24 protein-coding genes, 3 tRNA genes and 3 pseudogenes are annotated in these 25,238 nt (G+C 55.4%); 15 read left to right on the forward strand and 15 right to left on the reverse strand.

Annotation, left to right across the window (positions count from 1 at the left end):
- The first annotated feature begins 30 nt into the window (after positions 1–30).
- Entirely contained in the window at positions 31–843 is an 813-nt protein-coding gene (locus tag GM30_RS17900) for a GNAT family N-acetyltransferase (protein WP_049849733.1), read from the forward strand.
- A 28-nt stretch (positions 844–871) separates the two neighbouring features.
- Here GM30_RS17900 and opgB read toward each other — a convergent pair whose 3' ends face one another.
- The 6 genes from opgB to GM30_RS17930 form a co-directional block, all read right to left on the reverse strand.
- On the reverse strand, positions 872–3,163 hold the full coding sequence (gene opgB, locus GM30_RS17905; protein WP_049849734.1) for a phosphatidylglycerol--membrane-oligosaccharide glycerophosphotransferase: 2,292 nt from the start codon (positions 3,161–3,163) through the stop codon (positions 872–874).
- A gap of 237 nt (positions 3,164–3,400) precedes the next feature.
- The gene (gene dnaC / locus GM30_RS17910; protein WP_049849735.1) at positions 3,401–4,138 is read right to left on the reverse strand and encodes a replicative helicase loader DnaC; all 738 of its coding nucleotides are present in this window, start codon (positions 4,136–4,138) and stop codon (positions 3,401–3,403) included.
- Positions 4,135–4,680 carry a primosomal protein DnaT gene (gene dnaT, locus GM30_RS17915; RefSeq protein ID WP_049849736.1) on the reverse strand — a complete coding sequence of 182 codons (546 nt, stop codon included), beginning with the start codon at positions 4,678–4,680 and terminating at the stop codon, positions 4,135–4,137. Before dnaT ends, dnaC begins: the two co-directional genes overlap by 4 nt.
- A 129-nt stretch (positions 4,681–4,809) precedes the next feature.
- Positions 4,810–5,238 carry an organic hydroperoxide resistance protein gene (locus GM30_RS17920; RefSeq protein WP_049849737.1) on the reverse strand — a complete coding sequence of 143 codons (429 nt, stop codon included), beginning with the start codon at positions 5,236–5,238 and terminating at the stop codon, positions 4,810–4,812.
- Positions 5,239–5,334: 96 nt separating this feature from the next.
- A complete protein-coding gene (locus GM30_RS17925) occupies positions 5,335–5,808 on the reverse strand; it encodes a threonine/serine exporter (RefSeq protein WP_049849738.1) in 474 nt (157 codons plus the stop codon).
- A complete protein-coding gene (locus GM30_RS17930) occupies positions 5,799–6,575 on the reverse strand; it encodes a threonine/serine exporter family protein (protein WP_049849739.1) in 777 nt (258 codons plus the stop codon). Before GM30_RS17930 ends, GM30_RS17925 begins: the two co-directional genes overlap by 10 nt.
- A 420-nt stretch (positions 6,576–6,995) precedes the next feature.
- Between GM30_RS17930 and GM30_RS17935 the strand changes: the two genes are divergently transcribed.
- Positions 6,996–7,715: a helix-turn-helix domain-containing protein gene (locus tag GM30_RS17935; RefSeq protein ID WP_049849740.1), complete on the forward strand. Its 720-nt coding sequence runs from the start codon at positions 6,996–6,998 to the stop codon at positions 7,713–7,715.
- A complete protein-coding gene (gene bglJ, locus GM30_RS17940) occupies positions 7,676–8,359 on the forward strand; it encodes a DNA-binding transcriptional activator BglJ (RefSeq protein ID WP_049849741.1) in 684 nt (227 codons plus the stop codon). Before GM30_RS17935 ends, bglJ begins: the two co-directional genes overlap by 40 nt.
- A 12-nt stretch (positions 8,360–8,371) precedes the next feature.
- Here bglJ and GM30_RS17945 read toward each other — a convergent pair whose 3' ends face one another.
- The gene (locus GM30_RS17945; RefSeq protein WP_049849742.1) at positions 8,372–8,830 is read right to left on the reverse strand and encodes a YbaK/EbsC family protein; all 459 of its coding nucleotides are present in this window, start codon (positions 8,828–8,830) and stop codon (positions 8,372–8,374) included.
- A 323-nt stretch (positions 8,831–9,153) separates the two neighbouring features.
- On the opposite strand from GM30_RS17945, the gene GM30_RS17950 reads away from it, so the two are divergent.
- The gene (locus GM30_RS17950) at positions 9,154–10,497 is read left to right on the forward strand and encodes a PTS sugar transporter subunit IIC (RefSeq protein WP_049849743.1); all 1,344 of its coding nucleotides are present in this window, start codon (positions 9,154–9,156) and stop codon (positions 10,495–10,497) included.
- Positions 10,498–10,536: 39 nt separating this feature from the next.
- On the opposite strand, the gene fhuF is transcribed toward GM30_RS17950, so the two are convergent.
- Together fhuF and GM30_RS17960 are read right to left on the reverse strand one after the other, a co-directional pair.
- Positions 10,537–11,325, reverse strand: a complete 789-nt coding sequence (fhuF, locus tag GM30_RS17955; protein ID WP_049849744.1) for a siderophore-iron reductase FhuF — start codon at positions 11,323–11,325, stop codon at positions 10,537–10,539.
- 99 nt (positions 11,326–11,424) lie between these two features.
- On the reverse strand, positions 11,425–12,489 hold the full coding sequence (locus GM30_RS17960; protein WP_049849745.1) for a GGDEF domain-containing protein: 1,065 nt from the start codon (positions 12,487–12,489) through the stop codon (positions 11,425–11,427).
- 254 nt (positions 12,490–12,743) lie between these two features.
- On the opposite strand from GM30_RS17960, the gene GM30_RS17965 reads away from it, so the two are divergent.
- A complete protein-coding gene (locus tag GM30_RS17965) occupies positions 12,744–12,983 on the forward strand; it encodes a DUF1435 domain-containing protein (protein WP_049849746.1) in 240 nt (79 codons plus the stop codon).
- Between the two features lie 31 nt (positions 12,984–13,014).
- Here GM30_RS17965 and GM30_RS17970 read toward each other — a convergent pair.
- The 4 genes and pseudogenes from GM30_RS17970 to rsmC all read right to left on the reverse strand — a co-directional run bounded on the left by GM30_RS17970 (position 13,015) and on the right by rsmC (position 14,213).
- Positions 13,015–13,101: transfer RNA gene (locus GM30_RS17970), tRNA-Leu, on the reverse strand.
- Between the two features lie 30 nt (positions 13,102–13,131).
- A tRNA-Leu gene (locus tag GM30_RS17975) sits at positions 13,132–13,218 on the reverse strand.
- A 28-nt stretch (positions 13,219–13,246) separates the two neighbouring features.
- A tRNA-Leu gene (locus tag GM30_RS17980) sits at positions 13,247–13,333 on the reverse strand.
- A gap of 135 nt (positions 13,334–13,468) precedes the next feature.
- Positions 13,469–14,213, reverse strand: a pseudogene (rsmC, locus tag GM30_RS17985) (16S rRNA (guanine(1207)-N(2))-methyltransferase RsmC).
- Positions 14,214–14,316: 103 nt separating this feature from the next.
- Between rsmC and GM30_RS17990 the strand changes: the two are divergent.
- The 9 genes and pseudogenes from GM30_RS17990 (at position 14,317) to GM30_RS18025 (ending at position 21,852) form a co-directional block, all read left to right on the forward strand.
- Entirely contained in the window at positions 14,317–14,730 is a 414-nt protein-coding gene (locus GM30_RS17990) for a DNA polymerase III subunit psi (RefSeq protein WP_049849747.1), read from the forward strand.
- Positions 14,699–15,145, forward strand: a complete 447-nt coding sequence (gene rimI / locus GM30_RS17995) for a ribosomal protein S18-alanine N-acetyltransferase (protein WP_049849748.1) — start codon at positions 14,699–14,701, stop codon at positions 15,143–15,145. The genes GM30_RS17990 and rimI overlap by 32 nt, the downstream gene beginning before the upstream one ends.
- A gap of 16 nt (positions 15,146–15,161) precedes the next feature.
- Positions 15,162–15,839 (forward strand): pyrimidine 5'-nucleotidase, encoded by a 678-nt coding sequence (gene yjjG / locus GM30_RS18000; protein ID WP_049849749.1) that lies wholly within the window; start codon positions 15,162–15,164, stop codon positions 15,837–15,839.
- Positions 15,840–15,930: 91 nt separating this feature from the next.
- Complete coding sequence (prfC, locus tag GM30_RS18005) at positions 15,931–17,520, forward strand: peptide chain release factor 3 (protein ID WP_049849750.1); 1,590 nt, start codon at positions 15,931–15,933, stop codon at positions 17,518–17,520.
- Positions 17,521–17,649: 129 nt separating this feature from the next.
- Positions 17,650–18,243 (forward strand): molecular chaperone OsmY, encoded by a 594-nt coding sequence (gene osmY, locus GM30_RS18010; protein ID WP_049849849.1) that lies wholly within the window; start codon positions 17,650–17,652, stop codon positions 18,241–18,243.
- A gap of 126 nt (positions 18,244–18,369) precedes the next feature.
- Positions 18,370–18,531 carry a DUF1328 domain-containing protein gene (locus GM30_RS24820; RefSeq protein ID WP_007373037.1) on the forward strand — a complete coding sequence of 54 codons (162 nt, stop codon included), beginning with the start codon at positions 18,370–18,372 and terminating at the stop codon, positions 18,529–18,531.
- 114 nt (positions 18,532–18,645) lie between these two features.
- Positions 18,646–19,660, forward strand: a pseudogene (locus GM30_RS18015) (patatin-like phospholipase family protein).
- Positions 19,657–20,436 carry a metal-dependent hydrolase gene (locus tag GM30_RS18020; protein WP_049849751.1) on the forward strand — a complete coding sequence of 260 codons (780 nt, stop codon included), beginning with the start codon at positions 19,657–19,659 and terminating at the stop codon, positions 20,434–20,436. The pseudogene GM30_RS18015 and the gene GM30_RS18020 overlap by 4 nt, the downstream one beginning before the upstream one ends.
- A gap of 149 nt (positions 20,437–20,585) precedes the next feature.
- A pseudogene (locus GM30_RS18025) lies at positions 20,586–21,852 on the forward strand (NupC/NupG family nucleoside CNT transporter).
- Here the strand turns inward: GM30_RS18025 and GM30_RS18030 are convergent.
- A complete protein-coding gene (locus tag GM30_RS18030; RefSeq protein WP_049849752.1) occupies positions 21,847–22,710 on the reverse strand; it encodes a YjjW family glycine radical enzyme activase in 864 nt (287 codons plus the stop codon). The pseudogene GM30_RS18025 and the gene GM30_RS18030 overlap by 6 nt on opposite strands.
- On the reverse strand, positions 22,682–24,220 hold the full coding sequence (locus GM30_RS18035) for a YjjI family glycine radical enzyme (protein ID WP_049849753.1): 1,539 nt from the start codon (positions 24,218–24,220) through the stop codon (positions 22,682–22,684). Before GM30_RS18035 ends, GM30_RS18030 begins: the two co-directional genes overlap by 29 nt.
- 231 nt (positions 24,221–24,451) lie before the next feature.
- Here GM30_RS18035 and deoC point away from each other — a divergent pair, with 231 nt between their 5' ends.
- Entirely contained in the window at positions 24,452–25,231 is a 780-nt protein-coding gene (gene deoC, locus GM30_RS18040) for a deoxyribose-phosphate aldolase (protein WP_049849754.1), read from the forward strand.
- Positions 25,232–25,238: the final 7 nt, after the last annotated feature.

Consider the following 25,238-nt stretch of genomic DNA (forward strand, 5'->3'; position numbering starts at 1 on the left):
GCCTGTTCATTGTGAATTAAGGAGAATTCTATGCCATTTACCGTCGTACCCGCGACCCGTTTTAGCTGCGAACAGCTTACCGCCATGCTGAATGACTGTTTCGAAGGTTACAGTGTTCCGGTTTTGATGTCGGTTTCGGTGTTTGCTCAGCGCTTTGGCGCGGAAGGGCTCAGCCTGATGGATTCCTGCGTCTGGATGGACGGCGATAACCCCGTGGCGGTGGCGATCATTACCCGTCGCGGACAGTCGGCTCGGCTGGCGGCGTTTGCCATTCGCCCGGCGTATCGCGGCAAAGGCCTGGGCAAAAAACTGCTGGCACCGCTGATGGAGGCACTGGGTAACGACGGCGTGCAGGAGATGTGGCTGGAGGTGATCAGCGACAACCAGCCCGGCGTGGCGCTGTATCAGTCGCTCGGTTTTACCATCACGCAGGGGCTGTTCGGCTATCAGGGTATGCAGCCGGGGCAGGCGACCACGCGGTCGCTGCAGGAAACGGCGGTGATGCCGCTGGTGCGCACGCTGATGTCGGCGTCGAAAGAACGATTACCGTGGCTGATGGATCCGGCGACGTTCATCACCCTGCCGTGCCGCGCGTTTGTTCATCAGCAGGCGTATGCGGTGGTCTCGTTTCTGGCGAATAAACCGCAGCTGCGGATGATTTATGTCGCACCGGAGCTGCGCCATCGCGGTCAGGGGCGTGAAATGTTGCGCGCGCTGAATCAGCAGTTCCCGGCGCTGGCGTCGGTGGTCTCGGTACCGGAGTCGTTTACTACGCTGTTTGCCTCTGCGGGGTACATGACCATGCCAATCAGTCAGTATGAAATGCGGGCGGCGCTGATATGAAAAAAGGGGAGCCTGCGCTCCCCTCGTTTTACCCTTCGGTTTTCACCACTTTAATTTCCACCATCCCGATGCCCAGCTTGCGCGGCGAATGGCCGAGGATATTGCCCTCGTTGGTGGATTGCGGATCCGGCGGCACAATCTGCAGCAGGTTGCTGCGTGACGGGTTGTCAAAGTGCAGCGTGGTGGTCGAAAGCGTGTTGCTGAGCGTGAGCATCTGCTCGCTGTCGCCAACGCGCACCGGAATCGGCTTGTTGGCGTTCGGCCCGAACGCTTTCGCGGTGATCACCAGATCGAATTTTTCCGGCAACGGTTCGTTGTACTCAATTTTCACATCATCGCCGAGCTGTGCGTTAGACCAGCGGCCCCACAGTTCCGGGCGCGAAATGCCGCTGAACTGCTTCACCTCTTCCGGCGCGCCCGCCACGTTGAAGACAAAGCTGTCGGCTTTATAGCGGATGTTGTCATCGACAATTTTCAGTGTATCGACGTTGCCTTTGTAACGCGTCATGTCGATCACGGTATCTTTAAACGCGGTTTTGCCTTTCCACTGCGCTTTGTCGACGTGTTGGACTTTCTGCTCGCCGCCCAGTTGCCCCTGCGAGACGCACCAGTCGGTGGAGAGCGCCATCTCCGATGCCCACAACTGACCCATCTTATAGCAGCGATCGATCCAGACGAAGTTATCGCGCGGCGCGAAATCCGCCAGCTGGAAGCGCAGTGGCGCGGAGTATTCGCTTTCCGGTAGCGGCTCAACGCGGGAATCGGAGACGCGCAGCAGCAGCGGCAGACGGAAATGGCTGCCGGAGAAGGTGATCATGCCTTTGTCGGCATCGACGGTGAAGTCTTTCATCTCTTTCGGGAAATTCCACAGGCGGATGATGTCCGGTTTCCACGCCAGCACTTTCTCTTTCATGTTCAGGAACACTTCCGACAGCGACTGACCGGACAGGCTGCTGCGCCCGAGGCCGATAAAGTTGTCGCCGCCGAGGATATCAAGCACGGTTGCGCCGTTATCCATGGTGCTACGCTTCACGCCCACCACGTCCTGCTGTGGCTGGTCGCCGCGAATCACGAAGAACAGATTGTTGCGATCCTGCTTGCTGAGCTGATCCCAGGCGGTGTTTTTCATCGCCAGGTGATCCGACGACACAACGATCACCGTGTTTTTGAAATATGGCGAGGCTTTGATCTTTTCGATCAGCGCAGCAATGTGCTCCTGGCTACAGCTGACGGCGCTGAAAGACTGATTGGCTTTGCCGTTGATGTCGTAGCGCTTACGCTGGCAGGTGCGCGAGATAAAACCGTCCGGATGGTGCGTATCGACCGTCAACGCGAACAGCGAGAAACGCTTGCCCGCGCGAGAAAGTTCGTCGAATTTCTTCCAGGTTTCGTCCAGCACGGTGTCGTCGTAGAAACCCCAGTCATTGCGGTAGTTCGGGTCGTCAACCACCGTTTTCAGCTCTTCCGCGCCGTACAGGTGGTCGAAGCCGTGAGATTTCAGGAACACGTCTTTCCCGGCGAAGCGCAGATTCGCGCCCTGCACGAAATAGTTTTCATAACCGGAGTTCTTCAGGATATCGCCAAGGCAGATATTCTGTGGGAAAAAGCTGGAAACTGAGGCTGAGGCGTTGCCCTCGAACGGCGCGAACAGCGGAATGCCGCACTGCGACGCGACCATGCCGGCGATGGTGTAATCGGTGCCCGGTAATTGCGCGGTGTGGCTGAAATCGAGGCTGTCGTCTTTCTGTTTATTCAGCTCCGGCGCCAGATCCGGGAACGCGTTGTTATCGAAATACGTACGCTCGAGACTTTCCGCGTAGAGGTAGACCAGGTTGAGCTTCGGATGGGGGATCGTTTTCGCCGGCTCTTTGTAGTACACGGCAAAATCCGGATCGCCTTCGCGGGACTGTGATTTCACCAGCTCGCTGAGCTGATGAAACGCCGGGCTGGCGTCAACGGATGCCAGCGCCAGCAGCAGTGCCGCCAGGCTGTAGCCAAAATGGTGGGGGAGATGGCGACGGCGACGGAGCACCCAGCCGAGCGCGCCAAAGACCAGCACCAGCGCGATCACCAGCCCGGCGCCAGGCAGAATATATTTACTGACGCCCGCGCCGGTCAGGCTGTTGGTGAGGGTGTAGAGTACGGCGTCGTTGATGCCGTCGCCGGTAAAATAATCGCTGGCGTAAAGCGTGATGTTAAGCACCACGAACAGACCGAGCACGGTCAGGGTGGCGGCAAACCACCAGCGGTTACGCCCCGCTTTCCAGGCGTAAATGACCACGGAGGCAAGAAAAAGAGCGATGGATAACAACTCTGACACAACGCACCCTCAATAGCGCCAGCCGCACGCTGGCCAATCAGCACAATTTTCCGAATTCCACTTTAATTGCACCGTCACCTTAGTGCAATTTTACTGTCATCGAATTGTGCTGTGGTTCAGAATTGGTTTAGAAACGGACTTTTTTGATCGGGCTCACACCCGGCATGGCGGGAAACAGAAAAGGAAATTTGCGAAAAGTAACGCGACCGGATGCAGTGCGACCCGGACGCGTGGTTTTTAATACTCTTTGCCGGTAACGCGTGGGCGGAACGTCGGCCAGTCGAATATAACAAACAGGCTGTTGCCGAGACGCATGCGATCCATGACGCGCTCGCCGAGCAGGCGCGTCATTTCGTTAGCGTTGTGGTTGCTCAGCATGCCGGTGGGGCGTTTGGAGGAGGAACGACGATCGACGATCTGGTTGATGATCACCTGCTCATAACGGGATTCGTTCTGCATGCCGATCTCGTCGATCACCAGCAGATCCACATTGCTGAGATCGCTCAACAGCTGTTCTTCACTGATGTCGCGATTGCCAAAAGTGCCTTTCATTGCGGACATGATGTCGGCAACGGTAATGATCAGCACCGATTTTCCGCGCAGCAGCAGTTCGTTGCAGATAGCCGCCGCAAGGTGGTTTTTGCCGGTGCCGGGCTTGCCGGAAAAGATAAAGCTGGCGATGTTGCCGTCAAATTCTTCGACATACTGGCGCGCCTGATTCAGCGCATCAAGCTGCCCCTGGCACTCGACCGAATAATTATCGAAGGAGCAGTTCTGATGCAGTGGGCGAATACCGGAACGGTTAAACGTGCGCTGCATTTTCATCGCCCGGTTTTCACGCGCAATGGCTGCCGAGCGGATTTCACCCTGCGCTTTCTGCCAGGCGATCAGCTCTTCCCCGGTTTTAAACGCGGGTTCGATGTGCGCTGGCATCACCTTTTGCAGGCGTTTCATCAAGTCGCCAAGGTTTTTCATTTTGCTCCCCTGAATCCAAACGGAATCGATTTATCCGGCTCGGACATCATGCTGTTGTCGCGCGGCGGTTGTCCACCGTTGCTGGCGCGGCCGATTTGAATACTGCGGGCCAGCTTCTGCTGCCATTGTACGTGGTGAAACACTTTCCCTTCCGCCTGCCAGTAGGCAATAAACGACGCCAGCTCTTCCGGCGTGGCCGGGGCGTTCAGCGCGATACCCCACAGGGCGGCGAGGCGCGGGAAGTCTTCATCAGGACGCCAGTCGGGATACATGGCGAATTTCCCCATCGGCACGGCAACCGGCACGGGCGCCGGTTCGGCAAACAGCTGCGCATCAAGCGCAACGTCGCTACCAGGGCGCGCCAGTTTTTCTTCCAGTGCCAGCAGCTCCGCCAGACGCGCAGGCGTCAGCGCATAAAACGCGGGGGCGTTATTGGCGAAAACCGCCACGGCGCCGCCTTCAGCCTGTGCCAGTATCGTGGCGTGATTGTCCACTAAGGCGTCAATACCGATGACCTCGGAAGTCAAAATACGAGAAGTCATATCACCATCTCAACACAGAAAGATAACGGAGAAGACGCGGAGAGTCCGCAACTGATTCTGGCACATAGTAGCACAGAGAGGAGGGGAACCGGCACACCCTCTCTGTGCGAGAGGGTGACGGGGATATCATCAGGCGATGATATTCAGGGTGACGTCAATGTTGTTGCGGGTGGCGTTAGAGTACGGGCAGACGATATGCGCGGCATCCACCAGTTTTTTCGCTTCGGCTTCGTCCATGCCCGGCAGATGAATGTTGAGTTTAGCCTCGATGCCAAAGCCGGTTGGCAGCGGCCCGATGCCCACTTCGCCTTCAATAAACGCGTCTTTTGGCAGGGTGATTTTGTCGCGTCCGGCGACGAATTTCATCGCCCCGAGGAAGCAGGCGGAATAGCCCGCCGCAAACAGCTGTTCCGGGTTGGTGACTTCACCGCCGGCGCCGCCCATCTCTTTCGGCACGCCCAGCTTCACGTCTAACACGCCGTCAGAGGAGACAGCACGACCATCACGTCCTCCGGTGGCTTTGGCTTTGGCGGTATAGACCACTTTTTCTAATGACATAGCAGGTTCCTCATTGCATGTTGAACAGAAAGTCGATCCCATTTTTATGGATTGTTAACATTCAATAATAGTCCCTGTGTGGAATGCTGCTGCCGGTCAGACGCGCGGACGCTTACGATAAAGCCACAGTCCTGGCACGGAAAGCCCGATAGACAGGGCACCGACGATGGATGAGGCTTTCAGAAAATTACTGATCAGAAGTTCCATTAATTCCGGTGAATAGCCAAAGTGGCTGATCTTCACCGCCGACACCATCGCGGTATAGGCAGAGATGCCGGGGAACATCGGGATCACCGCGGCGACAGTGAAAATTTTCGGATGCGCGAGATACCAGCGGGACCACTGAATGCCGATGCTGCCGACCAGCATTGACGAAACAAATGTGGACCATTCGATATTAAACCCGGCGGTCATCATGATCATGCGCGAGCTGTGACCAATCGCCCCCAGCAGCGCACACCAGGGCAGGGCGCGTTGCGGCACGTTGAATACCAGCGCAAAGCCGACGGCGGGGATCGCCGACAGCACGATGTCCTGCGCCAGCGCGAGCAGAAAATCGATTATGCCCATCCCGGAAGCCCCCATAATGTCATCGCCATGACTACGCCAATACAGGTCGCGAGCGTCAGCAGACTGGCAATCGCCCAGCGCGCCAGACCGGTATTGATATGCCCTTTGAACATGTCCGCCACGGCATTAATCAGCGGAAAACCGGGAACGAGTAGCAGCACGCTCGCCGCCATGGCAATCGTCGGGGTGTTCGTAAAAAGCGGTAGCCGTAGCAGTAGCCCTGAAACAGTGGTCGCAACAAAGGCGGTGATACAGAAACTAATTTGCGGATGAATGGAATGCTGCGTCAGCAGTTTACGCACATACATTGCGACGGTGCTGGCGCAGAACGTAATGACCGCGCCATCCCAGCCGCCGTTGTTCAGCTTGCAGAAGCAGGCGCAGGAGAGACCGACCATCAACACCACCAGCCAGTTGGGGTAGCGCAGCGGGCGAATGTTCGCAAAGCGTTTTTCAACGTCTTTATAGTCCAGCAGGTTATGCTCGGCCATGATGACGATATGCTGTACCTCGGTCACCACATGCATGTTAATGCCGCGATCAGTGTTTTTGCGGGTCGAGGTCAGACAGTGCCCGTCTTTAATGGTGGCTAAAACGATGGCATTGGCGGAAATGGCGCTCTCCACGCTGTCCATCCCCAGCGCCAATCCCAGGCGGGTGGAAAGTTCTTCAACCAGCGCGCTTTCCGCACCGTGCTGCAATAAAAAAAGGCCGCACTGAATACACAAGCGCGTGACCTGTCGCTGTTCACTTTGCTCAACTTCCATCAATCACTCTGCCGTCAGGCGCGCAAGAGAGTCGCGCGCAATGGATTACTTTTACCTGAAGCGCCACCGACGGGCTTCTGGTTGAGATCAAATAATGTGCAAAAAACGCCTTTTTCGCCACGTCGGAGCCACTTGTCCGATCGAGTACGTGTTCCCTTAATATATCTCTGCTGAGAATTGCCTGACAAATAAAGATATTTAATTTTACTAATTATTGTTTTTATATTTTCTAATCCGTACACGATTAATTTTTTATTGTCGATGTGAGATAGTGCCTGGGCGATTCTCTATGAGATTCCGCTGTTATTTTATTTATTCACTAAATAAATGATTCATTGCCTGCGTTGGGCAATGAATTGTCCTTCTTTTCTGGCGATATGTCCTGAATGTTTCAAAAAGTTTGCGGGAGGCGGAGATTTTATGCGAGCGGGATGCTGCAATTACGGAATCATTATTAGTAAATCACCCGTCGTTCAGGTGGGGTTGCACGGCATTATTCGTGACAGCTTACCCGACTATGAAATGACGTACTGTGGATCACACGAGGAACTCACGCTGCTGCAGCTGCGGCGCGCGACGCTGGTGGTGGTTGAACTGACTGGCGACAGCCATCAGGCGCGCAGTCTGTGCGTACAATATTATTCGTTGATTTCCCAATATCGGGACATCCATTGGGTTTTTCTGGTGTCGCGCGCCTGCTACCCTTTCGCGGTGGAATATCTGCTGCGCCCGGAGACCACGCTGCTGTCCGATGCGGAGCCTGTAGAACAGCTGGCGCGGGTCTTTCGGTCCGGGCTGGCCTCGGCGGAACGCATCAGCCAGACGCTGCTCTGCCCGGCGGAGTCAGATGCTCACGATGATGACGATCAGGACGTCCTGACCATTTCTGAGCGCAAGGTGTTGCGTCTGCTGGCAAAAGGGTGGTGTATCAATCAAATCGCCTCTTTGCTGAAGAAAAGCAACAAAACTATCAGCGCACAGAAAAATAGCGCCATGCGTCGTCTGGCCCTGCGCAGCAATGCTGAAATGTACGCATGGATTAACAGCTCGCGAGGAATGAAAGAGCTGAATTTATTCGCTGTTTATGGAGAACAGGAAGAATGGAAAACGATACACACCAGCGACATGTCGCTATCGTAGAACGCTGTACATTAACGGAAGCGGGTCTGAGCCATTTATTCCAGCAGTCATCCGATGACCGTTACGTTGTCCATCTTTTTCGCGATGTTCAGGCCCTCAATGCCGCGCTGGCACGGCAGCCGTTTTGGGCCGTTATTTACTCGCTCTCCGGAGGGCGGGAACTGCGACAGGAAAGTTTGCTGTGCCTGAACGCCGTGTCGCAGTTATACCCTGACACAAAGCGCATTGTGCTGACGAATAATGACGACGAAGCGCTGCTGATTCGTCATCTTTCCCCTTCCGGACTGCACGGTATTTTGAGCAAATCAGAGTCGGTGGCCTGGCTCAGCGAGCGGCTGCTCGCGTTGCTCAACGGCACGCGACAGGAGAGCGCCGACGGAATCAACCAGTGGGTGATGAGCCACAACGGCTGTCTTAGCCCGACGGAGCTCGCCATTCTGCGCTATATGACATACGGCTATTCGATGCCGGAAATCGCCACGCAATTAGCGCGCAATATTAAGACGATCCGCGCGCATAAATTTAATGCGATGGCGAAGCTGGGGGTGAATTCCGATATGGGGCTGCTGAGCGCGGCGGATATCCTGATGCATTTACCCGCCAGCAACGCGAGTGCCCCACCCGATCTGGCGGTTAAACTTTAACGGTCGGTCTGTTTACAGGCAGACGTCAATCCAGGTGGCGTGCGTCAGTTCCGCCATGCGCTCTGGCGAAATGCGCACCGCGCTGTGGATCCCACCCGCCGCGGGCAGCACTTCCTGATATTGTTTGAGCGACACATCGCAATACACCGCGAGTGGCGTCTCCAGGCCGAAAGGGCAGACGCCGCCAACCGGATGCCCGGTGGAAGTAACGACCTCGTCGCTGCTCAGCATGCGGGCCTTCGCGCCGAAGGTATTTTTCAGTTTTTTATTATCCAGCCGGGCATCGCCTTTTGCGACCACCAGGATCACCTGATCTTTCACTTTCAATGAAAGCGTTTTGGCAATCTGGCCTGGGGCAACGTTATGGGCTGCCGCGGCGAGCGCGACAGTGGCGGTACTTTGGTTGAGCTCGATAATTTCAATTTCGGGGGCGTGTTCAGCAAAGAATTGCTTTACCGACTGCAAACTCACGTTTTTATCTCCAAAAAAAGTTAGCGCAAATCTGACACAAGCGGATAGTCGCTGTAAATATCCATCTTAATAATTCGATAACATGTCGATTTCTCGATCCTCTTCACATTCACTGCAACCGGTTACAGTAACCGGTTGCAGTCAGCGTCGTGGCGATTAATACTGAATTTGTAACTTCCTCTGTATCACATAATTAGAGCCGTGTATGAAACGAAACCTACTGAGCATTACCGCCGGGTTATCCGGCGTGCCAGGCAGTTCACCGCATGGCAATAAACTATTAATCGCTGTGCTACTGCCTATGGCCTGTCAGGAGAGCTGCTATGTCTGCTAACCATGCTGCGTTTAATCTGATATTCCGCTTTGTTGAAAATTACGTCAGCCCCATCGCCGGTCGTATTTCGTCTCAGCGTCATGTGATGGCGATCCGCGACGGCTTTATTTCCGCCATGCCGTTTATGATTGTTGGTTCATTCCTCCTGGTCTTTGCCTACCCGCCATTTTCCCCGGACACGACCTGGGGTTTCGCCCGCGCCTGGCTGGATCTGGCGAAAGAATATGAAGGGCGCATTCTCACGCCGTTCGATATGACGATGGGGATCATGTCCATCTATATTTGCGCCGCCATTGCCTACAACCTGGGCAAGCATTATGAAAAGGCGCATCAGCTCGATCCGTTCATGTGCGCCATGTTGTCGATTATGGCGTTTTTGCTGGTGGCCGCACCGAAAACCAACGGCACGCTGCCGGTAGACAGTCTCGGCGGTACGGGGATTTTCACCGCGATTCTGGTGGCGGTCTATTGCGTGGAAATGATGCGCTTCCTGCGCATGCGCAATATCGGCATTCGCCTGCCGGACCAGGTGCCACCGATGATCAAAAACTCGTTTGATCTGCTGATCCCGGTGCTGGTGGTGGTGGTCACGTTGTATCCGTTAAGTCTGCTGATTCAGAGCCAGTTCGGCATGCTGATCCCACAGGCGATTATGGCGATCTTCAAACCATTGGTGGCGGCGGCGGATTCGCTGCCGGCGATTTTACTGGCGGTATTGATTGGTCACCTGTTGTGGTTTGCGGGCATTCACGGAGCGGCAATAGTTTCCGGGATGCTGCAGATGTTCTGGCTCACCAACCTCGGCATGAACCAGACCGCGCTGGCGCAGGGCGCGCCGCTACCGCACATCTTTATGGAAGCATTCTGGACTTTCTTCATCGTGGTCGGGGGCTCTGGCGCAACAATGGGGCTGGTGATCTGCTATCTGCGCAGCCGCTCGGTGCATTTGCGTTCCATCGGTCGTCTGAGCGTGGTGCCGAGCATTTTCAACATCAACGAGCCGGTTATTTTCGGTACGCCGATTGTCATGAACCCGGTGTTCTTTATTCCGTTCCTGCTGGCACCCACGATCAACGCCATCATTGCCTGGGCCGCGATGAAGCTGGATCTGATTGGCCGGGTGATTTCGGTGGTGCCCTGGACGGCACCGGCGCCGATTGGCGGTGCGTGGGCATTAGGCTGGGATTTCCGTGCGGCGATTCTGGTGGTGATTCTGGCTTTCGTGTCTGCGGTGATCTACTACCCGTTCTTCAAGGTTTATGAGAAACAGCTGCTGGCGCAGGAAGACGCCGAAGCACAGCGTTCTGCTGAAGAGAACGAACAGGCGGCATAATGCGATGCCCGGTGGCGGGATGGCTGCCGGGTGTTTTGATTATTTCAGCGTGCAGTCACCGCACTGCTGGACATCCGGCAGGCGGTAACGCTGGCAGCAGGTGCGGCGAACCAGCAGGCCGTCGCGCGGCACCACGGTACGCCACAGCGGGTTATCCTGCCCGTCGGAAAGCTGTTTTTCAAAGAAGCAGCGATGGCGTAGCGTATCGAGCAATTCCTCGCCCAACAGCGTTTTCATCTCACCCAGATACCAGTGGATCAAATAACCGGTATTGCTCCAGATAAGCTTCGCGTTAATTTCACCGGTCGCTTCGAGTGCATCAACGATGGGCATCAGCGCGCGCGTGATCAGCGTCTCCATGCGATCGGCGGGGGACAGCTGGCTGGTGAAACGATCGTGATGTACATCGATCCAGAAACAGGCGGCGCGGCCGGTCTCATGAAATTCAACGTGGAAATGTTCCGGGGAGAGCGCGATGGTTTGCGTTTCGGTTAACAGCGCCAGCATCAGCGGCGGTACCAGCAGACCGATGTACCACTGCGCCCACAGCGAAATCAGGGGCTTGTTTTCGCGGATCAGCGTCGGCTGGTTACGGTAAATATGATCGGAATAAGTGGCAAGCAGAGAACTCAACTCGTTGGGGCGAGTCCACTGCGCCAGCGTTTTCGTCCGATGCGGAGGCGTTTCATCAAGACGAATGAAATCCAGCAGATGCGGGCGCAGTTCCGTGATTTTTGCCCGAACCGACGCCGCCAACGTGCTTTCCGGTGAAGGAAGCGGTGTTCGCCAGATGATGTCAGCTGCGAGCGTTGCGGAACGAAATGCCATAGGATTGCTGGATACAAATCTAAATGATAATGATTGCCAATCCTAGCTATAGATAAAAACAATCGCAAGGTTTTTATCGCTATGGCGTGACGGGGGCCGTCACGCCGGCTGGAGTGCTTCGCTGGTAAGTATATTGTTGCGACCCATGTGCTTGGCTTCGTACAGCGCCCGGTCGGCTTTTTCCAGCGCGAGCTCGACGTTGTCGGTAATCAGCGGCGCGATACCGATGCTGATCGTCACGTTAGTTGCCACGCTTTCATTAAACATGTGCGGGATTTTCAGATCGTACACCTGCTGGCGGATCCGCTCAGCGGTGCGCATTGCACTCTGGGCATCGCTTTGCGGCAACACGACCATAAATTCTTCACCACCATAGCGGGCGACAATGTCGCGAGAACGTACGGCGTTGCGGATGGCGGCGGACACGCGGATCAGTGCTTTATCGCCCATCATATGGCCGTAGTGATCGTTGTAAGCTTTAAAGTGATCGATATCGAGCAGCATCACGTAGTGATCTTCTGTGTTCAGCGCCAGCTGCGTATCCAGACGGTGTTGCAATCCGCGGCGATTGTACAGTCCGGTCAGGGGATCAAGCATGCTGAGATCGTTCAACGTTTCGCGTTCGGCTATAAGCTGGAACATCAGTTCCTGAGCAAAGGTGTCGTTACGCTTCTGAATGATGTAGTGGATGGAGACGCCCACCAGCGGCAGGGCAAAACAGTAGAGCATACGTACCCATTGCTCACCATGGGTGACCGCCAGGCAGGTTATCACGATCGGCAACGCGTTTAACGTAAATGCCCTGATGTTATTAGAAAAAGAAATGGTTCCAATAAAGAGAATCGTTAATAACGCGATCATGACATAGCTGGTATTATTGCTCGGAAGCTCGAGGGTTTTTATACCAACATGCCACGCCCATAAACAACCAAATGCTAAAGAAATGAATAAGATGTTTATTTTCTTTTGCGGAAAACGCCAGTGCCATAACAATAACAAGCCGCTGCCCGCAGCGAGAAACACCACGGGCAGGGTGCTGCTGTAGACGCTGTAGAGCGGGTTCAGCAATGAAAAGAAAGCTGAACATAAATTAAGAAAAAGAAATAACCGCAGGGAGAGCTGATATTTTTTTGTGCGCAGAGATTTCCAGGCTTGTGCTGTCATAGGATATATCGTTTATTAATCTGAATATTAAAAAATCCATGGCGCCAAAGATGAAAAAAAACACCATGCAAATAAGAGGCATGGAGAAACATAAGTGAATCAAATGTATTTATTTTAGGTGCACAATTTATCACCTTCCGGTGGGTCTGTCATTACTGCTAACGTAAAGTTAAGCGGCATTGAATCTTAAACTGACAAATGATAAAAATTATCATATGCTATTGGTTATCATTATCGGTGTGAGAGGCAGAATCATGTTGCAGCGCGCATTAGGAAGTGGTTGGGGCATTCTGATCCCCGGAAGCATCATCGCCGCACTCGGGTTTGCGGATCTCTCTGCGGAGACCTGGCGAGGGCTTATCGTTGTGGGGCTACTGCTGACATCGTCGATGATCTGGCACCACAAGCTGCGCCATTACGTACTGCTGCCATCATGCGTCGCGCTGATCGGTGGAATGATGCTGATTATGCTGAATATGAAGCTGCTGGGATAGCAAGGAAGGAACAACCAGGAGATAAGATAATTGGTGCGAGGGGGGGGACTTGAACCCCCACGTCCGTAAGAACACTAACACCTGAAGCTAGCGCGTCTACCAATTCCGCCACCTTCGCACAGTCATCTTATTTTGAATATCGCCTCGTTGGTGCGAGGGGGGGGACTTGAACCCCCACGTCCGTAAGGACACTAACACCTGAAGCTAGCGCGTCTACCAATTCCGCCACCTTCGCACAGTGCGAGCGATATCTGCGTGGTTTATGGTGCGAGGGGGGGGACTTGAACCCCCACGTCCGAAAGGACACTAACACCTGAAGCTAGCGCGTCTACCAATTCCGCCACCTTCGCATACCATCGACTCTATGAAAGAATCGTTACCACGGAGGCGCATTCTAGTGGTTTTCCGCTATTCGTCAATAGTTAATTGTGGGGGTTTTGCCGATCGCTGCAAAAATGGGCGATCGGCCCCGTTACGGTGAAAACTTACTTCTTCGCCTGACGGGTCATGATGGCGCGGTAAACTTTGAAGCGCCCGGTCTGGGCAATCACCTCGTGAAAACCAAAGGTTTCATCCAGCACGTTCGGGTAGGGTAGGAAGGCGTTAGCAACAATGCGCAGCTCGCCGCCGCTGTTCAGATGACGCACCGCACCGCGAATCAGGGTTTGCGCGGCGTCGAGGCTGGTCTGCAGGCCATCGTGGAACGGCGGGTTGGAGATGATCATATCAAAGCGACCGTTCACCTCAGAGAAAACGTTGCTGGCGAACACCTCGCCCTCAATGCCGTTCGCGCTCAGCGTCGCTTTACTGGCTTCGACTGCCGATGCGCTGACATCACATAGCATTAAGCGAACTTTCGGTGAATGGCTGGCGAGCGTCGCGGCGAGCACCCCTGCGCCACAACCGATATCCAGCACTTTGCCTTTGGTATGCGGCGTCAGGGTGGAGAGCAGCAGTTGGCTGCCAACGTCGAGGCCGTCGCGGCTGAAAACGCCCGGCAGGGTTTTAATCGTCAGATTATCGAGTTGATATTCTCCCCAGTAAGCGCTGGCATCGAACGTCGGCTGGGGTTCGAGGCGGNTGAAATTGCTGGGTATGCGCACGGCTGGCGGCCGTTTCAAGGCGAGCGGGGAGATCGTCCTGCAGATCGCCGGCAAACAGAATACGGCTTTGTTCGAAATCATCACTGTGACGCAGCAAGACTTCACTGGCCGGGGTAAAAGCAGACATGGCTAAATCCTCAATTAACGACGGCGGCGATTATAGTGGTTTGTTGGCGCAAGTTCGACGAATTTGGTATATTTCGGCGCCTGACAGACAGGAGAATGGCGTGATGACATCCCGACGAGACTGGCAATTACAGCAACTGGGTATTACTCAGTGGACGCTGCGTCGCCCGGGTGCGCTGCAGGGGGAGATTGCAATAGCAATTCCACCGCATGTGCGGCTGGTGATGGTAGCGGAGACGTTGCCCGCGCTGACGGAACCGTTGATCGGCGATATCCTTCGCGCATTAATGCTTTCACCGGACCAGGTATTACAACTGACGCCAGAGCGCGCTGTGATGCTGCCGGAGGGGAGCCGCGCCAACAGCTGGTTATTGGGAACGCCAGCTGCCGTCTCGCTGGAGGGGGCGCAGGTATCAACGCCTGCATTTGATGAATTACAGGCCAGCGCGGCAGCGCGCACGGCGCTATGGCAACAGATTTGTGCTCATGAACACGATTTCTTCCCTCAGCACGGCTGATTTACCCCGCGCGTGGCACATTGAAAAGCGCGCGCACGCGTTTCCGTGGAGCGAAAAAACCTTTGCCAGCAACCAGGGCGACCGTTACTTCAACCTCAAACTTGAGACGGAAAACGAGATAGCGGCATTTGCGATCACGCAGGTCGTGCTGGATGAAGCTACCCTGTTTAATATTGCGGTGGATCCCGCCTTCCAGCGTCGCGGACTGGGACGATTGCTGCTGGAACATCTGATCGACGAGCTGGAAAAACGCGGCGTCATCACGCTGTGGCTGGAGGTTCGCGCGTCTAATGTCGCCGCCATCGCACTTTATGAAAGCATAGGCTTCAACGAGGCGACCATTCGCAAGAACTATTATCCCACCGCAGAGGGACGCGAAGACGCCATTATCATGGCTCTGCCAATAAGTATGTAAGACACAAGGTGATACGATGAAGTGGGACTGGATTTTCTTTGATGCCGATGAAACGCTGTTTACGTTTGACTCTTTTACCGGCTTACAGCGGATGTTTCTCGACTATAGCGTGACGTTTACCGCCGAAGATTTCCAGGATTACCAGGCCGTCAATAAACCGCTGTGGATCGATTATCAGAATGGCGCGATCACCTCGCTGCAACTGCAGCATCAGCGCTTTCAGGACTGGTCCGAGCGTCTGAACGTGCCGCCGGGCGATCTCAACGACGCCTTCATGAACGCGATGGCGGAAATTTGCGCGCCGTTGCCGGGCGCGGTATCGCTGCTCAACGCCCTGCAGGGCAAAGTGAAAATGGGGATCATCACCAACGGTTTCACCTCGCTGCAGCAAATCCGTCTGGAGCGCACCGGGCTTCGCGATCACTTTGATTTACTGATTATTTCTGAAGAAGTGGGCGTGGCGAAACCAGACCCGCGAATCTTCGATTACGCGCTGGAAAAAGCGGGCAATCCTGACCGTTCGCGCGTGCTGATGGTGGGCGACACCGCCGCCTCGGATATTCTCGGCGGCATCAATTCAGGCCTGGCAACCTGCTGGCTGAATGCGCACCATCATGAGCAGCCGGAAGGCATCCAGCCGACGTGGACGGTGAGCACCTTAAATGAACTGGAGCAACTCCTGTGTAAACAATGATTGTCTGACCTTCGGTCTTGAGTAAAATAGCCGCATTTTTCGATTCTCGTGCGCGGCCTGACGCCGTGCACTTACACAGAAGACGCTAACTATGACGTTGTCTCCTTATTTGCAAGAGGTGGCGAAACGCCGCACTTTTGCCATCATCTCCCACCCGGACGCCGGTAAAACGACCATCACTGAAAAAGTGTTACTGTTCGGACAGGCCATTCAGACGGCCGGTACGGTCAAAGGCCGCGGCTCAAGCCAGCATGCCAAATCCGACTGGATGGAGATGGAAAAACAGCGTGGTATTTCTATCACCACCTCCGTAATGCAGTTTCCGTATCATGACAGCCTGGTCAACCTGCTCGACACCCCGGGGCACGAAGACTTCTCGGAAGATACCTATCGTACCCTGACGGCGGTTGACTGCTGCCTGATGGTCATCGATGCGGCAAAAGGCGTCGAAGACCGGACCCGTAAGCTGATGGAAGTCACCCGTCTGCGCGATACGCCGATCCTGACTTTCATGAACAAACTTGACCGCGACATCCGCGATCCGATGGAGTTGCTGGATGAAGTGGAAAACGAGCTAAAGATTGGCTGCGCGCCAATCACCTGGCCGATCGGCTGCGGTAAGCTGTTTAAAGGCGTTTATCATCTCTACAAAGATGAAACTTATCTGTACCAGACCGGTAAAGGCCACACCATTCAGGAAGTGCGCATTGTCAAAGGGCTGAACAACCCGGATCTCGACAACGCAGTCGGCGACGATCTGGCGCAGCAACTGCGCGATGAGCTGGAGCTGGTGCAGGGCGCGTCGAACGAATTCGACAAAGAGCTGTTCCTGGCAGGCGAAATCACGCCGGTGTTCTTCGGTACCGCGCTGGGTAACTTCGGCGTTGATCACATGCTCGACGGTCTGGTGGAGTGGGCGCCTGCGCCAATGCCGCGTAAAACCGACACCCGCGTCGTTGAAGCCGCTGAAGAAAAATTCACCGGTTTCGTGTTTAAAATTCAGGCCAACATGGACCCGAAACACCGTGACCGCGTGGCGTTTATGCGCGTGGTGTCCGGGAAATATGAAAAGGGCATGAAGCTGCGTCAGGTACGTATTGGTAAAGACGTGGTGATTTCCGACGCGCTGACTTTCATGGCGGGCGACCGTTCACATGTGGAAGAAGCGTATCCGGGCGACATCATCGGGCTGCACAACCACGGCACCATCCAGATTGGTGATACTTTCACCCAGGGCGAAATGATGAAGTTCACTGGCATTCCGAACTTCGCACCGGAACTGTTCCGTCGTATTCGCCTGAAGGATCCGTTAAAGCAGAAACAGCTGCTGAAAGGGCTGGTTCAGCTCTCGGAAGAGGGTGCGGTACAGGTGTTCCGCCCGATCGCCAACAACGATCTGATCGTTGGTGCGGTCGGTGTGCTGCAGTTTGACGTAGTGGTTGCGCGTCTGAAGAGCGAGTACAACGTTGAAGCGATTTACGAATCCGTCAACGTGGCGACCGCACGCTGGGTGGAATCCACCGACGTGAAGAAATTCGAAGAATTCAAACGTAAGAACGAGATCCAACTGGCGCTCGACGGCGGTGACAACCTGACGTACATCGCGCCAACGATGGTCAACCTGAACCTCACCCAGGAACGCTATCCAGACGTGCAGTTCCGCAAAACCCGCGAACATTAATCCTTCCCTCCAGGCACGGCATCCGCCGTGCCTGTTTATTTCCAGCTTTATTAACCTCTTGCGGATTGTTCTNTTTTTGCGGCTCAGCAACAGGACTACTGATTGCGTGTAAACCACAGGACAGGAGCGATCATAATGATAAAACTGAAAAATTCGAAAACTCTGCTGGCAGTGATGCTGGGTACTGCCTTGATGAGCGGTTCCGCACTGGCTGAATCGACCACCGAGAGCGCAGGGCAAAAAATCGACAGTTCAATGAATAAAGTCGGTAATTTCATGGATGACAGCGCAATCACCGCAAAAGTGAAAGCCGCGCTGGTCGATCACGATTCTATCAAGAGTACCGACATTTCCGTGAAAACGGAGAAAAGCGTTGTGACCCTCAGCGGATTTGTTGAGAGCCAGTCGCAGGCGGAACAGGCCGTCACCGTCGCTAAAGGCGTTGAAGGTGTGGCCTCAGTCAGCGACAAACTGCACGTCCGCGACAGCAAATCACAATCGATGAAAGGCTACGCAGGCGATGCCGCGACGACCAGTGAAATCAAAGCCAAACTGCTGGCTGACGATGTGGTTCCGTCACGCAAAGTGAAAGTTGAAACCACCGATGGCGTGGTGCAACTGTCCGGGACCGTTGAATCCCAGGCACAAAGCGAGCGTGCGGAAAGCATTGCTAAAGCGATCGATGGCGTGAAAAGCGTCAAAAACGATCTGAAAGTGCAGTAAGCAGTTCTCAGAATATGCGCCCCGGACAGGTGTGTGGGGCGCATGTACCACAAGAAAGCGATCTACTGTGAGTCGCCTGAGCGCTCATAGCCACGTATGACACTTACTATGGTAAAGGAGAATCGTATGTTTCGTTGGGGCATTATCTTCCTGGTTATCGCGTTAATTGCCGCCGCGCTGGGCTTTGGTGGTCTGGCCGGTACAGCGGCAGGTGCGGCGAAAATCGTCTTTATCGTCGGCATCATCCTGTTCCTGGTCAGCCTGTTTATGGGACGCCGGCGTCCATAGCGCACGTTAATCTGTTGTAACAAAAGCCAGTCCTTGTGACTGGCTTTACTGGTTTAAGGAGAGAAAAAACTGCGTTATGGTGAAGGAATAACAACACAAAACAGGAAAGCAGAGGTGGGGCAGAGAATTCCCGTCACGCTTGGCACAATTGCGCCATTAACCGTAAAGTCTTTTCAGCCGGGGCCACTGGCGCTGGTGTGTGAAGGCGGCGGCCAGCGCGGTATTTTCACAGCCGGGGTACTGGATGAGTTTATGCGCGCGCAGTTTAACCCCTTCAATCTCTACTTTGGCACCTCCGCCGGTGCGCAAAATCTTTCTGCCTATCTGTGTAACCAGCCGGGTTACGCGCGAAAAGTCATCACCCGCTACACCACGTCCCGTGAATTCTTTAACCCGATGCGCTTTGTCCGCGGCGGGAATCTCATCGATCTTGACTGGCTGGTGGAAGAGACCGCCAGCAAAATGCCGCTGGCAATGAACTATGCTGCCGGGCAGTTCGATCTCGGCAAAGAATTTTATATGTGCGCCTGCCGTGGCGATGACTACACCGCCAACTATTTCGCGCCCACCGACAAAACCTGGCTGGATCTGATCCGCGCCTCCAGTGCGATCCCCGGGTTTTATCGTCCTGGCGTGCTGCTTGATGGCGTGAACTACCTGGATGGCGGCATCAGTGATGCGGTGCCGGTGCAGGAAGCTGCCCGCCGCGGTGCTAAAACGATTGTCGTGATCCGCACCGTACCGTCGCAGATGTACTATACGCCGCAGTGGTTCAAGCGTATGGAGCGCTGGCTGGGCGACAGCAGTCTGCAGTCGCTGGTGAACCTGGTANGAGAAACCGCCAGGTAAGCTGCGGATATTTGAGATCTATCCACCAAAACCGCTAAACAGTATGGCGCTGGGAAGCCGCCTTCCGGCGCTGCGCATGGACTACAAAACGGGCCGGTTGTGCGGGCGCTATTTTCTTGCGACGGTGGGCAAACTGCTGGCGGAGCAGCCGCCGCTGCGCCGCCATACGTCGCGCATTATCGTGCCTGCGCCGGTGGCCAACGAGGTGCCGACTATTCCGCCGATACTGGATATTCCGCAGGCCAACGACACGAGTTTTGATAAAGAGGATCTGGCGTGACGTACCGTTTTATCGACACCCATTGCCATTTCGATTTTCCGCCGTTTACCGGCGACGAAGCGCGTAGCCTGCGACGGGCCGCGGAATCGGGCGTCGGCAAAATTATCGTACCGGCGACGGAATCCTCCCGTTTCGCCGGGGTGCTGCAACTGGCGGAACAGCATGAACCGGTGTATGCCGCGCTGGGGCTGCATCCTGTCGTCATTGAAAAGCATACGGACGCCTGTCTGACGTCGCTGGAATCGCTGCTGGCCTCGCGGCCAAAAAAACTGATCGCGGTGGGGGAAATCGGTCTCGATCTTTACCGCGACGATCCGCAATTCGACAAACAGCAGGCATTGCTGGATGAGCAACTGAAGCTGGCGAAGCGTTTTGATTTACCGGTGATCCTGCACTCGCGCCGCACGCATGACAAGCTGGCGCTGCACCTGAAGCGCCATAATTTGCCGCGAACCGGTGTAGTGCACGGGTTTTCCGGCAGCCTGCAACAGGCCGAACGGTTCGTTGATCTCGGCTACAAAATTGGCGTTGGCGGCACCATCACCTATCCGCGCGCCAGCAAAACCCGCGACGTCATCGCCCGGCTGCCACTCGGTGCCCTGCTGCTGGAAACCGATGCGCCCGACATGCCGCTGAATGGCTTTCAGGGGATGCCAAACCGCCCGGAACAGGCGGCTCGCGTGTTTACCACGCTGTGCGAACTGCGCCCGGAATCACCGCAACTCATTGCTAATACATTGATCAATAACACGGAAGCGTTATTCGCAGGCTTATGAACGCTTTGTTAAGGTGATGTAGTTCTCATTCTGACGTATTGATCTCTAATTGTTGCGCCAATTTTGTGAGATCAAACGAGCAGCGCTGTAACGGATCGTTATAATCACCGGGTTCGCTGATAACACTATCCTCATTACAGGGACTCCGTATGCAAATCCTCATGGGACTCATTGGCATGGTGGCGCTGCTTGCTATCGCTGTGCTGCTCTCCAGTAATCGAAAAGCCATCAATCTGCGTACCGTACTGGGCGCCTGGTTAATCCAGGTCGGTATCGGTGCGCTGATCCTCTACGTACCCGCCGGACGCCGCGTGCTGCTGGCAATGTCGGAAGGCGTGGCGAATGTCATCGCCTACGGCAACGAAGGGATCGGCTTCCTGTTTGGCGGCCTGGTGTCTGACAAAATGTTCGAACTTTTTGGCGGCGGCGGTTTTATCTTTGCTCTGCGCGTGCTGCCGGTCATCGTGTTCTTCTCTTCGCTTATCGCTGTGCTGTATTACCTCGGCATCATGCAGTTTGTGATCCGCATTCTCGGCGGCGCGCTGCGTGCGGTGCTGAAAACCTCGCGCACCGAATCGCTCTCCGCCACTGCCAATATCTTCGTTGGCCAGACGGAAGCGCCGTTGGTGGTGCGTCCGTATATCGCTACCATGACCCGTTCTGAGCTGTTCGCGGTGATGTGCGGTGGGCTGGCGTCCGTGGCGGGCTCGGTGCTTGCCGGGTATGCGCAAATGGGCGTGCCGCTGGAGTATCTGATTGCCGCGTCGTTTATGGCGGCACCGGGCGGCCTGCTGTTCGCCAAAATCATGCTGCCGGAAACCGAAACCCCGAACGACTCGCCGAACCTTGAAGCGCAGGGCAACGATATCGACCGTCCATCCAACGTGCTGGATGCGGCCGCGTCCGGGGCGGCATCGGGGATGCAACTGGCGCTGAACGTGGGAGCAATGCTGCTGGCATTCGTCGCGCTGATTGCGCTGCTGAACGGTATTCTTTCCGGCATCGGCGGCTGGTTTGATTATCCGCAGCTTTCCATGCAATTGCTGCTTGGCTGGGTGTTTGCACCGATTGCCTGGCTCATCGGCGTACCGTGGCATGAAGCGACCGTCGCCGGGTCATTCATCGGTCAGAAGCTGATCATCAACGAGTTTGTGGCTTACATGAACTTTGGTGAGTATCTGAAAGAGGATGCTGCCGTGGCGGGGGGNGATTTCCGGCCACACCAAGGCCATTATCTCCTTTGCTCTGTGCGGCTTTGCTAATTTGTCGTCCATCGCCATTCTGATTGGCGGCCTGGGTAGCATGGCACCAAACCGTCGTCATGATATCGCTCAACTGGGGCTGAAGGCTGTTGCGGCCGGTACCCTCTCCAACCTGATGAGCGCTACCATCGCCGGGGTTTTCCTCGCACTATAAATACAGCGCCGGGTGGATAAGCCTCGTTATCCCCCTGGCCTGTAGCGCATCGGCCAGCGTCTTGATGTCGTCTGGCCGGGCGCTCCGCCAGTTTTTCGCCTCGCCGTACACCCCATGAGCATGAAACGCATTAAGACGCACGGGCACATCGCCCAGCTCCGCGATAAATGCGCTCAGTGGCGCAATGGACGTCAGGTAATCGCTGTGTTCCGGGATCACCAGCAGACGCAGTTCGGTCAGAAGGTGATGCTGCGCGAGCCAGCGGATACTGGCTTTGATGCGCGCACTGTCGCGTCCGGTGAGCCAGCGGTGATGATCGTCGCCCCAGGCTTTGAGATCCACCATCACACCATCGCATACCGGTCGCAGTTTTTCCCACCCTGAGATACTCAGCTCGCCGTTGCTGTCGAGAAGACAGGTGAGATGGCGCAAGGCAGGCGTCTGTTTCACGCGCCGGAACAAGGCTTCCACAAACGGAAGCTGAGTGGTCGCCTCGCCGCCACTGACAGTGATCCCCTCAATAAATGGCTCAGCGGCAGTGATGTGGCTGATGAGATTTTCTATGTCCAGCGTCTGCGCCATCGGCGTGGCCTGCTGCGGACAACGCTGCAGGCAGGTATCGCACTGCTGACAACTGGCCTCGCGCCAGATCACCCGGCCCGTCTGCACAGTGAGCGCGCTATGCGGGCAGTGCGGCACACATTCGCCGCAGTCGTCGCAGCGGCCGATGGTCCACGGATTGTGGCAGTTCCGGCAGCGCAAATTGCAGCCCTGCAGGAAGAGCGCCAGACGGCTCCCTGGCCCGTCAACGCAGGAGAAGGGGATGATGTTACTGACTAAAGCGCATCTGCTGCTCATGGCTGACCACTCGCGGTTGACGTTCCAGGATCCGCGTATTGCGTGCCGCCTCTTCACCGAGCCAGGTTGTGTTGCTGCGGGAACCTTCGGCGCGGTATTTCTCAAGATCGGACAGACGCACCATATAACCGGTGACGCGCACCAGAACGTTGCCACTGACGTTGGCCGTGAACTCGCGCATGCCGCATTTGAATGCCCCGAGGCACAGCTGCATTACCGCCTGCGGATTGCGTTTGACGGTTTCGTCGAGGGTCAGAATGTCGCTGATCCCCGCCGGATACCAGGCGTGATGCGGCGCTACGGTGCGCAGGTGGGTGATCGGATCGGGTTCGTCGCCATAGGGCAGGCGCGCACCCGGCGTGGTGCCGACGTCGGAACTGATACCGGACTGCGCATGGAGCAGGGCGCGATTCTGCCAGCCGTATTTCACCGGGGTGTTTTCGACAAACGCAGCGAGCTGTTCGCTGATGCGATAGCCCAGCGCATTCGCCGCGTCATCTTTGCCGTAGCGGCCGTCCAGCCCCGCTTTTTCGCACAGCACATTGACCGCTTCCGCCAGCGAGTAGATGCCGAACATCGGGGCAAAACGTTGCGGATCGATCAACCCTTCATGCACCAGGAAGCTATGCTCAAAGAAGTTTGATTGTTGATAGAGGAATTCACAGCGCGCATCGATAACGGCGATTTGCTGCTGGCAATACCAGGGCAATGTGCGAGTGAAAAAATCGTCAATAGAGTCGCTGCGCAGGGCAACCTGCTGCAGATTCAGACGTACCAGCGTGCTGCCACCGCCCGCCAGCGGCAGCGAGTTGTAACAGCTGACCACGCCGTACTGGCCTTTTGTGAAAATTCTATCATTGAGTGGGCCGTTGGAAATGTGTGGTTTGCTGCACTCACAGATATTTTTCGCCACCTGCAGCAGCAGATCGTCCGGCGTAATTAGCGGATCGTAGATAAAGGTCAGATTCGGCGCGGTCTGCTTCAGCTCTGCGTCCGCACGCAGAATGGCACGCGTGACCGGCGTGTCGGCCGGGCCAATATTGACGTGAGTAAAGGCATCCGGCAGGGTTCTGTCGAGGTAGCGCCAGAAACGTTTTATTCGAATGTCGATATCGTCTTGTGTTAGAATTCTAACATACGGTTGCAGCAACGCATCAAGATGCCCGAGATAAACCGGCAGCGAGGTCACGGAAGGGACGTGGTGATAAAGGATGGTCAGTAGCGACAGCGCATCATCCAGATCTTTCGCCCCTTCCAGCTCCAGCCATTCTGAGCCGTTTGCCAGAAAGCGTGCGTAATCAGGCAGAACATAGCGCGGTTTAAACGGTGCGTGACCTTCGAACATATCGCAGATCACCCCGTCATCCAGCGCCGCACGGGCTTCTGCGGACAGTGCCGGGTAGGGAAGCGCGTTTTCCGCCTCCAGCGCTAAAAAATGGCGCTTTTGTTCAGGGGATAAGCGTGAGCTGGTCACAATCTGCTGGCAACGTAGCTCGAAAGCATCAGACATACAGGTTCCTCAGGCGCATGGGCGATGAGGGGCATTGTAGGAAAAAGGCCGGGTGGGACTTTTGATCCAGTTTCGCCTGGTGGACAAAAAATAGTGATCTGAATCGCGTTATGAAAATGCAATGATGAATGTAAGTTTCACTAACTGTGATGAAGATCGAAGTGTAATCGTGGGTCAGTGTTAGAATTATCACAGACCCGCATGGTGAACATTGAAAATCCGGAGATAAACATGACCGACTTAACGGCAAGCAGCCTGCGCGCGTTGAAACTAATGGACCTGACTACCCTGAATGACGACGACACCGATGCGAAAGTGATCGCCCTGTGCCATCAGGCGAAAACGCCGGTGGGCAACACGGCAGCTGTGTGCATCTACCCGCGTTTTATTCCGATTGCGCGCAAAACCCTCAACGCGCAGGGTACGCCGGATGTGCGTATCGCCACCGTTACTAACTTCCCGCACGGCAACGACGACATCGACATTGCGCTGGCAGAAACCCGCGCAGCGATTGCTTATGGTGCTGATGAAGTGGACGTGGTCTTCCCGTATCGCGCACTGATCGCCGGCAATGAACAGGTCGGTTTTGACCTGGTGAAAGTCTGTAAAGACGCCTGCGCGGCGGCAAACGTGCTGCTGAAAGTGATCATCGAAACCGGCGAACTGAAAGAAGAAGGGCTGATTCGTAAAGCCTCTGAAATCGCGATCAAGGCTGGGGCTGATTTTATCAAAACCTCAACCGGTAAAGTGCCGGTAAACGCAACGCCGGAAAGCGCGCGCATCATGATGGAAGTCATCCGCGATATGGGCGTACAGAAAACCGTTGGCTTCAAACCGGCGGGCGGCGTGCGTACTGCGGAAGACGCACAGAAATTCCTCGCAATTGCCGACGAACTGTTCGGTGCCGACTGGGCGGATTCTCGTCACTACCGCTTCGGTGCATCCAGCCTGCTGGCCAGCCTGCTGAAAGCGCTGGGTCACGGCGACGGCAAAAGCGCAAGCAGCTACTAATACTCTT

The organism is Trabulsiella odontotermitis, from assembly GCF_001188485.1.
In the GTDB taxonomy this organism is placed as follows: Bacteria; Pseudomonadota; Gammaproteobacteria; order Enterobacterales; family Enterobacteriaceae; genus Trabulsiella; species Trabulsiella odontotermitis_A.

Bases quoted from the DNA above. Each gene is read 5' to 3' on its own strand.
- fhuF (WP_049849744.1), bottom strand. From the start codon at position 11,325: ATGGCATTTCGTTCCGCAACGCTCGCAGCTGACATCATCTGGCGAACA.
- GM30_RS17965 (WP_049849746.1), top strand. From the start codon at position 12,744: ATGTTGCAGCGCGCATTAGGAAGTGGTTGGGGCATTCTGATCCCCGGA.
- GM30_RS18030 (WP_049849752.1), bottom strand. From the start codon at position 22,710: ATGAGCAGCAGATGCGCTTTAGTCAGTAACATCATCCCCTTCTCCTGC.
- GM30_RS24820 (WP_007373037.1), top strand. From the start codon at position 18,370: ATGTTTCGTTGGGGCATTATCTTCCTGGTTATCGCGTTAATTGCCGCC.
- GM30_RS17935 (WP_049849740.1), top strand. From the start codon at position 6,996: ATGCGAGCGGGATGCTGCAATTACGGAATCATTATTAGTAAATCACCC.
- GM30_RS17950 (WP_049849743.1), top strand. From the start codon at position 9,154: ATGTCTGCTAACCATGCTGCGTTTAATCTGATATTCCGCTTTGTTGAA.
- GM30_RS17990 (WP_049849747.1), top strand. From the start codon at position 14,317: ATGACATCCCGACGAGACTGGCAATTACAGCAACTGGGTATTACTCAG.
- GM30_RS17930 (WP_049849739.1), bottom strand. From the start codon at position 6,575: ATGGAAGTTGAGCAAAGTGAACAGCGACAGGTCACGCGCTTGTGTATT.
- bglJ (WP_049849741.1), top strand. From the start codon at position 7,676: ATGGAAAACGATACACACCAGCGACATGTCGCTATCGTAGAACGCTGT.
- GM30_RS17960 (WP_049849745.1), bottom strand. From the start codon at position 12,489: ATGACAGCACAAGCCTGGAAATCTCTGCGCACAAAAAAATATCAGCTC.
- GM30_RS17900 (WP_049849733.1), top strand. From the start codon at position 31: ATGCCATTTACCGTCGTACCCGCGACCCGTTTTAGCTGCGAACAGCTT.
- GM30_RS18035 (WP_049849753.1), bottom strand. From the start codon at position 24,220: ATGTCTGATGCTTTCGAGCTACGTTGCCAGCAGATTGTGACCAGCTCA.
- prfC (WP_049849750.1), top strand. From the start codon at position 15,931: ATGACGTTGTCTCCTTATTTGCAAGAGGTGGCGAAACGCCGCACTTTT.
- yjjG (WP_049849749.1), top strand. From the start codon at position 15,162: ATGAAGTGGGACTGGATTTTCTTTGATGCCGATGAAACGCTGTTTACG.
- deoC (WP_049849754.1), top strand. From the start codon at position 24,452: ATGACCGACTTAACGGCAAGCAGCCTGCGCGCGTTGAAACTAATGGAC.
- rimI (WP_049849748.1), top strand. From the start codon at position 14,699: ATGAACACGATTTCTTCCCTCAGCACGGCTGATTTACCCCGCGCGTGG.
- dnaC (WP_049849735.1), bottom strand. From the start codon at position 4,138: ATGAAAAACCTTGGCGACTTGATGAAACGCCTGCAAAAGGTGATGCCA.
- dnaT (WP_049849736.1), bottom strand. From the start codon at position 4,680: ATGACTTCTCGTATTTTGACTTCCGAGGTCATCGGTATTGACGCCTTA.
- GM30_RS17925 (WP_049849738.1), bottom strand. From the start codon at position 5,808: ATGGGCATAATCGATTTTCTGCTCGCGCTGGCGCAGGACATCGTGCTG.
- GM30_RS17920 (WP_049849737.1), bottom strand. From the start codon at position 5,238: ATGTCATTAGAAAAAGTGGTCTATACCGCCAAAGCCAAAGCCACCGGA.